The sequence below is a fragment of the Microcystis sp. M53603_WE2 genome, from assembly GCF_030065435.1.
This window is the reverse complement of record NZ_JASJFF010000304.1, coordinates 1-6908: the sequence shown is the minus strand read 5'-3', so window position 1 is coordinate 6908 and position 6908 is coordinate 1. Positions and strand designations below refer to the sequence as shown.

At 41.5% G+C, this 6908-nt stretch carries 9 protein-coding genes and 1 tRNA gene; 9 read left to right on the top strand and 1 reads right to left on the bottom strand.

Annotated features, from left to right (window positions below; genetic code table 11):
• The 3 genes from PX481_RS06605 to PX481_RS06595 all read left to right on the top strand — a co-directional run.
• Positions 1 to 229, top strand: a 229-nt coding sequence (locus PX481_RS06605) for a hypothetical protein (protein WP_288094054.1), incomplete at its 5' end; no start/stop codon positions are given.
• Positions 230 to 311: 82 nt separating this feature from the next.
• A complete protein-coding gene (locus tag PX481_RS06600) occupies positions 312 to 2039 on the top strand; it encodes a succinate dehydrogenase/fumarate reductase flavoprotein subunit (protein ID WP_149979524.1) in 1728 nt (575 codons plus the stop codon).
• 83 nt (positions 2040 to 2122) lie between these two features.
• A tRNA-Met gene (locus PX481_RS06595) sits at positions 2123 to 2196 on the top strand.
• A gap of 36 nt (positions 2197 to 2232) precedes the next feature.
• Here PX481_RS06595 and PX481_RS06590 read toward each other — a convergent pair.
• Positions 2233 to 2379, bottom strand: coding sequence for a TauD/TfdA family dioxygenase (locus PX481_RS06590; protein WP_002762128.1), 147 nt, complete (start codon positions 2377 to 2379; stop codon positions 2233 to 2235).
• Between the two features lie 93 nt (positions 2380 to 2472).
• Between PX481_RS06590 and PX481_RS06585 the strand changes: the two genes are divergently transcribed.
• The 6 genes from PX481_RS06585 (at position 2473) to PX481_RS06560 (ending at position 6747) form a co-directional block, all read left to right on the top strand.
• Complete coding sequence (locus PX481_RS06585; RefSeq protein ID WP_288027548.1) at positions 2473 to 5484, top strand: tetratricopeptide repeat protein; 3012 nt, start codon at positions 2473 to 2475, stop codon at positions 5482 to 5484.
• An 80-nt stretch (positions 5485 to 5564) separates the two neighbouring features.
• Positions 5565 to 5801, top strand: coding sequence for a DUF4258 domain-containing protein (locus PX481_RS06580; protein WP_002762131.1), 237 nt, complete (start codon positions 5565 to 5567; stop codon positions 5799 to 5801).
• The gene (locus PX481_RS06575; RefSeq protein WP_002762133.1) at positions 5798 to 6016 is read left to right on the top strand and encodes a DUF2283 domain-containing protein; all 219 of its coding nucleotides are present in this window, start codon (positions 5798 to 5800) and stop codon (positions 6014 to 6016) included. Before PX481_RS06580 ends, PX481_RS06575 begins: the two co-directional genes overlap by 4 nt.
• Before the next feature lie 44 nt (positions 6017 to 6060).
• Positions 6061 to 6243: a DUF1902 domain-containing protein gene (locus PX481_RS06570; protein WP_002762135.1), complete on the top strand. Its 183-nt coding sequence runs from the start codon at positions 6061 to 6063 to the stop codon at positions 6241 to 6243.
• Between the two features lie 34 nt (positions 6244 to 6277).
• Positions 6278 to 6481, top strand: coding sequence for a RelB antitoxin-like protein (locus PX481_RS06565; protein ID WP_002800856.1), 204 nt, complete (start codon positions 6278 to 6280; stop codon positions 6479 to 6481).
• On the top strand, positions 6478 to 6747 hold the full coding sequence (locus PX481_RS06560; protein WP_002762139.1) for a type II toxin-antitoxin system RelE family toxin: 270 nt from the start codon (positions 6478 to 6480) through the stop codon (positions 6745 to 6747). Before PX481_RS06565 ends, PX481_RS06560 begins: the two co-directional genes overlap by 4 nt.
• Positions 6748 to 6908 lie beyond the last annotated feature (161 nt).

The following is a 6908-nucleotide window of genomic DNA, read 5'->3' as shown; positions in this document are numbered from 1 at the left end:
GGGGGGTTGGGTGGTTTTGGGGTGTGGGGTGGGGGGTGTGGGGTGTGGGGTGTGGGGTGTGGGGAGAATCAATAAAAATAATCTTCTGCCTCCTGCCGGCCGCCTCCTATCTCCTATCTCCTGTCTCCTGTCTCCTGTCTCCTGTCTCCTGTCTCCTATCTCCTGTCTCCTGACTCCTATCTCCTGTCTCCTATCTCCTATCTCTTATCTCCTATCTCCTGACTCCTGAAATATAAAGTCTCGGTTACAAAACTGACTTCCGAGCAATTCTCACCCCACCATAGAAACAGAAGCCCCTAGAAAAATCAGCCATGAAAGAACACGATGTCGTTATAGTGGGCGGTGGGTTAGCAGGATGCCGCGCCGCCTTAGAAATCAAACGCCTCAACCCGACTATCGATGTTGCTGTCGTTGCCAAAACCCACCCAATTCGTTCCCACTCCGTCGCTGCCCAGGGAGGTATCGCCGCCGCCCTGCAAAACGTTGACCCCAAAGATAATCCCAAGGCCCACGCCTACGATACTGTCAAAGGTTCCGATTTTCTGGCTGACCAGGATGCGGTGGATATCCTCACCCGAGAAGCCCCCGAAGTTATCATCGAATTGGAACATCTAGGCGTGTTATTCTCCCGTCTCGAAGATGGACGCATTGCCCAAAGAGCCTTTGGCGGTCACAGCCATAACCGGGCCTGTTACGCCGCCGATAAAACCGGTCACGCCATGCTGCACGAATTAGTCAGCAATTTAGGCCGTAATCAGGTAAAAATCTACGATGAATGGTATGTTTTACGCCTTATCCTCGAAGAAGGTACGGCTAAAGGCGTAGTTATGTACCAAATCGCCACCGGACAGTTAGAAATCCTCCGGGCAAAAGCAATTATGTTCGGGACGGGGGGCTATGGTCGCGTTTATAACACCACCTCCAACGATTTCGCCTGTACGGGAGACGGTTTAGCATTATCGGCAAAAGCGGGTATTCCCCTAGAAGACATGGAATTTGTCCAATTTCACCCCACTGGACTCTATCCCGTCGGTGTTTTAATCTCGGAAGCAGTCCGGGGTGAAGGTGCTTATTTAATCAATAGCGAAGGTCGTCGTTTTATGGAAGACTACGCCCCCTCGCGCATGGAATTAGCCCCCCGGGACATCACTTCCCGGGCCATTACCCTAGAAATTCGCGCCGGCCGGGGGGTAAATCTGGACGGTAGCGCCGGGGGTCCCTTTGTCTATCTGGATTTACGCCATTTAGGCCGGGAAAAAATTATGAGTCGCATTCCCTTTTGTTGGGAGGAGGCCCACCGTCTCGTCGGTGTCGATGCGGTAGAGGAACCGATGCCCGTCCGTCCTACAGTTCACTATTGTATGGGCGGCATTCCCGTTAATACCGATGGTCGCGTTCGCTTAAGTGCCGATACCCTCAGCGAGGGCTTTTTCTCCGCCGGGGAATGTTCCTGTGTCTCCGTCCACGGGGCCAATCGTTTGGGCAGTAATTCCCTGTTAGAATGTGTGGTCTATGGGAGAAGAACTGGCAAATCGATCGCTAAATACGTCGAAAAACGCGCTTTTCCCGTCTTTAATCCCGATATTTACCTTCAGGATGCCAAAGAGGAAATCACCGCTTTATTGACCAAAAAAGGCACGATTCGCATCGGTCAACTACGTCAGCAATTCCAAGACTGTATGACCCAACATTGCGGCGTTTTTCGCACCGAAGCGACCATGCGCGAGGGAATTAAACAAATTGGCGAATTAAAGCGCCAATACGAGCAGATTTACCTCGATGATAGGGGGGATTGCTGGAATACGGAACTAATCGAGGCCTGGGAATTACAAAGTCTCATGGTGGTGGGGGAAATTATCCTCACCTCTGCCCTCAATCGTCAAGAAAGCCGAGGGGCCCATTCCCGCGAAGATTTTCCCCAACGGGATGACCAAAATTTCCTTCAGCATACCCTCGCCTATTATTCCCCCTCCGGCATCGATATCGACTATATGCCCGTGGTAATTCAGGATTTCACCCCCGTGGAACGTAAGTATTAACCTCTGGTCGGACGGTAAATGTAAAGGAATATTACAAACTCCTTGGCATTTACCGAGATTTAGTTCTATACTAGATAAAGCAACGCGGGATAGAGCAGTCTGGTAGCTCGTCGGGCTCATAACCCGAAGGTCAGTGGTTCAAATCCGCTTCCCGCCATTACTTATAAAGCTAGTAGTTAACCCCGATTTCCCGTTAGGGAACATCGAACATTACCCTTTCAAGACAGCGATTGGGGTCAATGTAGGATTGGCGAGAATGGAGACAACTATAATTATCCATGATCAAGATCTGTTCTGCTTTTAAATAGATCGGAACGTGATAGGCTTCAAACAGGGCCATTTACAAAATGTTTGAAAGAAGTAGCGGGGATTGGAATCGACCAATCTTAAGTTAGAAAACGGGTTTCTCTAAGAAACCCGTTTTCTGGGTTAGATGTGGTATAACAGAAAAGTGGTTATGTCAGAGGAAAGAGATATGCCATCAATTTTTATTTGTTATTCCCACCAAGACAAAGGATGGAGAGACAGACTGTTAAAATTTCTCGAACCTCTGAATGATGAGGAAAAAATAGTCTGGTCAGATCTCGACATACAACCGGGGGATATTTGGGATGAAAAAATTAAAGACAGTTTATCACAAGTAACAATTGCGATGGTATTGGTTAGCCAAGACCTGCTTAATTCTCGTTATGTGAAGAATGAAGAATTACCCCGTATTTTGAAAAGACGTGAAGAAGAAGGAGTCCTTATAATTCCTATATTTCTTAGACATTCTACTGTGAAAAGTGTTTCTTTTAAATACACTAATGAAGAGGGAATAGAACAAAGATTTTACTTACATCAATTTCAGTCTCCTAGCAATAATTCTCCCAGCAATCCTCTCTGTGATCTAAAGAAATCAGAATATGAAAAAGTTTTCGTATCCGTTGAGGATAAATTGCGATCGCTGATTGAAGAATCTAAAAAAAAACAGTCTGAACCCTCTAAAAAAGCGGTCCAACCCCTGACCACCTCTGGGTTAGTGGATACGCAACTCCCACCCGTGCGTAGATGGCAAGGACGACGGGAAGAATTGCAAGAACTCCAAACAGCGTTAGGGAATGACCATCTAAGGTTAATCGAGATTACCGCCGCCGGGGGTTATGGTAAAACTGCCCTGGCGAGAAAGTTTACAGATCAATTAACTGCTGATTGGCCGGTATTATGGGTTAATTTTAACCAGCCTTACCCTTTGGCACAGTTCGGACGGTGGTTATTAGAGGAGTTAAAACAAAATTATGATGAAAAATGGAATGATGGGCAATTAATAGACGCAATCAGCAAAGGGTTAACCGCTAAACCCTGTTTATTAGTGTTGAATAATTTGGAAACGGTACTAACTGCCCCAGTAAATTTGGTTTATCAGCAATTCTTGCAAAAATGGTTAAACACAGAAAGCAGCAGTAAGCTATTAGTCACCAGTCGAGAACAGCTAAAATTCCCCGTCAATTTGCAAGATTATTATTATTCTTGGCCTTTAAAAGGGTTAAAAGAAGCGGATGCGATGCGTTATGTCACCGAAGATCACGGCTTAACGGGAAGCGATGAAGAATTAGCCCAATTTGTCGATAAAATGGGAGGTCATCCCCTCTTAATGGAACTGGTTTGTAGTTTGATGAAAGATAAGTTTGGGAAAGGGGTTTCTGTCACCGAGTCGCAAAATTTGGGCTTAAATATGTTTGATGTGGAAGGGTATCACCGCGACACGGAAACCTGTGTCAGAGAAGTGATTACCGCCAGTTTAGCGCGATTATCGAAAGAGTTTAGGGAGAGTTTAACGCGGTTGTCGGTACTGCGGGAGAATTTTGATGACAGGTTAGCCCAGGGGTTAATTCCAGCAATAACTGAGGAAGATTTACGCTATTTAGCTCGTTTATCTTTATTACAAGAATTTCCCCCCGAATACAATGTAAAACGGCGACAGTTTCAGTTTTTGCCTTTAATTTCCATGGTGGTGCAAGATCAAGCAAATCCTGAAATATTGCGATCTGCCCATCAATTAGCCTTAGATTATTATTTAGCTCATTTACCTGTCCCTCCCTGGGAATCCTTGGAAGATTTGAAGGAATATTTAGAGGCGTTTCACCATGCAGGGGAATTGGGAGAATGGCAGTTAGCATACAATATTTTGAATGAGGATCGAGGAGGAGAAGGGAAAGATAAATCGGTTAATAGTTTTTTGTACTTCACAGGCTTAAGTCGAAAATCAATAGAATTGTATGAGATTTTAATTAATAATTGGATAGAGGATCAAAAACAAAAACAAGAGTTCGGCATTGTGTTGTCTTTGTTGGGAATAAGTTATAAAAATTTAGGAGAATATTCAAAAGCAATTACTATCCATAAGCAACATTATGCCCTATCGGAAAAAAATAAAAATTGGGCAGGAGTTGCTTCTGCACTGGGTAATTTAGGGATTTGTTACTTTTCGCAAGGCGATTATCAGCAAGCCATCAAGTATCATGAGCAATGTCTAGCAATTCAAGATAAAATTGGCAATTATCTAGGTATGGCAGGGACCTTTGGTAATTTAGGTATTTGTTATAGTTCTATAGGAAAATTGAATGAAGCTATAGACAATCATAAAAGGCATTTTGAAATTTCACAAAAGATTGATGATCTTGGAGGAATGGCTTCCGCATTTTTGAATATAGGAAATTGTTACAGCTATTCTGGCAGATATTTACAGGCGATTCTCTATCATCAAGCAGGCTTAATCGTCAAGGAGATTCTTGGCGATCAACAGGGATTAGCACTTGCTTATAATAATCTTGCGTGTTGCTTCCGAAGCTTAGGTCAATATAAGGAGGCAATCTTTTATAATCAGAAATCTCTAAAAATAGGAGAAGAAATTGGTAACAAACAAAGGATATCAGAGTCACTTGGTAATATAGGTAATTGTTATGCCGACGTGGGAAAATATCAAGAAGCAATCGTTAAACATCAAGAATCTTTAGTCTTAAAAGAGGAAATGGGGGATCAAAGAGGAATTGCACTTGAATTAATTTCTCTTGGGGCTTGCTATGCTCATTTAGAACAACATGAAACAGCATTAGCATTCTTTGAGAAATCATTAGAGCTAAGTCAAAAAAATAATTATCAGAGAGGTATAGCAGTAAGCTTACATAACCTTGGAAAAACTTATTTTGAGCTTAAAAAATATATTCAAGCGAAAGACTATATTAATAAATCCTTAGCTATTGCTCAAGGAACTGTTTTACAGGAAATAGTAATGCGTTGTCATTTTGCTCTTGCAAATATTGCGTATCGGATAAGTGACATTCAAATCGCATATACCCATTGTCAACAAGCCCTAGCATTATCCCAAGAATTGGGGATTCCCTTGGTTAAAGATTGTGAGGAATTGTTAAGGCAAATTCAGGGGGATGTAGCAGACAATCTATAAAATTATCCTTAACTCCCATTAAGCAAAACTATGAAAATTAACTTCATTGATACTTATAAGCAAACAATTCAATCGCCTCAATGAAATTTACTCAATACTTTTTAGCCACCAGAAAACGACCAGATCGAGCCAATATCAAAATGGAATGGATTGAATACACAATCAATAATCCTATTCTGGAAGTTCACCAAAATGATGGACGAATTCGCCGCTGGGCATTAATTGAGGAAATAGACAACAAGGCGTTGAGAGTTGTCTTACTCGAAGATGGTATCACAGTTCACAATGCTTTTTTTGATAGGAATTTTAAGCCATGAAAATCACCTACTTTCAAGATACGGATACTCTATATTTAGAGTTCAATAACAATCCTATTGTCGAGACTCAAGAAATCAATGAAAATACCTTAGTCGATCTTGATAAAAATGGGAACATTTGTGCAATTACCTTGGAACACGCCAGAAGCTTAACGGATCTGAATGCTTTTTCCCTAGAAACTATTGTCGCGCCTGAATTAGCTTCAAGTTTATAAGAGTTGTCATAATAAAATTATTCTATAAACTCTATGGATTCCCCATGCAAAACCCAATTAACCTCACTATTGAGCGCTTTCAAGAAAACGGACAAGATTACTATGTCGCCACCAGTCCCGATATACAAGGACTTGTCGCTGAAGCTGATACAATAGATGCCGTCATTGATATTGCCAAAGACTTAATTCCCATCCTATTAGAATTGGAAACAAAGGAGTGTGAATAATGCAAACCGTCCACAAAATGAGGAACAATTAATTATGAACATCAAAGATTATCCCTTTGCTCAAGACTTGATTACGGATAATCAAGGTCAGATACAGCAAGTTATTATTAACTTTGAAGACTATCAACAAATAATAGAAACCTATGAAGATACTGGACTCTATTGCGCCATGATAGACGTTAAAGATGAAACTCCCTTAACTTTGGAGGAAGCTTTAATTGAATTAGAAAAAGAATGAAAATCAACTATCTTCCTACTTTTATCAAGGATCTTAAAGATTTAAAAAGTACCTCCCCTTACTCAGTCATAAAAAACCTTGTCTTTACTGATATTTTAGCAGTTAAGCAGCTAAGCGAAATTAACAACCTTAAAAAATTAAAAGGAGAATATAATGCCTATCGTATCCGAATTGGTGACTATAGAATTGGTTTTTTTGTTGAAGAAGATACAATTACATTTGCTCGTGTTCTTCATCGTCGAGAATTCTATCGTTATTTCCCGTAAAATTTCGGTAGATAAAGAATCATTGGCTCTTCGGGAATTGTTATGCAAATAATTAACTTAAAATAAAATTCGATGAGAGCAACTACGCTCAAAAGTAGCTGAAATTCATACAGGAAAGGACTTAAGGCACAAATAGGTTAATACCAAAAGATAGACAATTG

What these genes read in the sequence shown, in the direction of transcription:
- PX481_RS06570 (WP_002762135.1), top strand. Translation starts at nt 6,061, where the DNA reads ATGCAAAACCCAATTAACCTCACTATTGAGCGCTTTCAAGAAAACGGA.
- PX481_RS06590 (WP_002762128.1), bottom strand. Translation starts at nt 2,379, where the DNA reads ATGGCCCTGTTTGAAGCCTATCACGTTCCGATCTATTTAAAAGCAGAA.
- PX481_RS06585 (WP_288027548.1), top strand. Translation starts at nt 2,473, where the DNA reads ATGTGGTATAACAGAAAAGTGGTTATGTCAGAGGAAAGAGATATGCCA.
- PX481_RS06560 (WP_002762139.1), top strand. Translation starts at nt 6,478, where the DNA reads ATGAAAATCAACTATCTTCCTACTTTTATCAAGGATCTTAAAGATTTA.
- PX481_RS06565 (WP_002800856.1), top strand. Translation starts at nt 6,278, where the DNA reads ATGAACATCAAAGATTATCCCTTTGCTCAAGACTTGATTACGGATAAT.
- PX481_RS06575 (WP_002762133.1), top strand. Translation starts at nt 5,798, where the DNA reads ATGAAAATCACCTACTTTCAAGATACGGATACTCTATATTTAGAGTTC.
- PX481_RS06580 (WP_002762131.1), top strand. Translation starts at nt 5,565, where the DNA reads ATGAAATTTACTCAATACTTTTTAGCCACCAGAAAACGACCAGATCGA.
- PX481_RS06600 (WP_149979524.1), top strand. Translation starts at nt 312, where the DNA reads ATGAAAGAACACGATGTCGTTATAGTGGGCGGTGGGTTAGCAGGATGC.